The following is a 295-nucleotide window of genomic DNA, read 5'->3' on the forward strand; positions in this document are numbered from 1 at the left end:
AAGACGGAAAGCATCCGGACGCGCCTCGGCCAACTCCCGATAAAACCCCACCGCCTCAGTAGACGCCTTCAACGCCTCCTCCACACGACCAAGACCAGCCAAGAAGCTGGCCTGGTTGGTCAACGACGCCGCGAGATCAGGACGGAAAGCATCCGGACGCGCCTCGGCCAACTCCCGACGAATCCCCACCGTCTCAGTAGACGCCTTCAACGCCTCCTCCACACGACCTTGTTGAGCAAGGGCGATGGCGAGATCCGCAGTCCATCCCGCAGTTTCCACAGAATCAGCTTCAGGG

General features: G+C 61.4%; 1 protein-coding gene. It reads right to left on the bottom strand.

The features are described 5' to 3' along the window. Positions 1-279 (bottom strand): tetratricopeptide repeat protein (locus tag SREC43747_RS20085; protein WP_201768735.1); only part of this gene is annotated, 279 nt, incomplete at its 3' end. Between the last annotated feature and the right edge of the window lie 16 nt (positions 280-295).

The organism is Saccharopolyspora rectivirgula DSM 43747 (genome assembly GCF_000497205.1).
GTDB lineage: Bacteria > Actinomycetota > Actinomycetes > Mycobacteriales > Pseudonocardiaceae > Saccharopolyspora > Saccharopolyspora rectivirgula.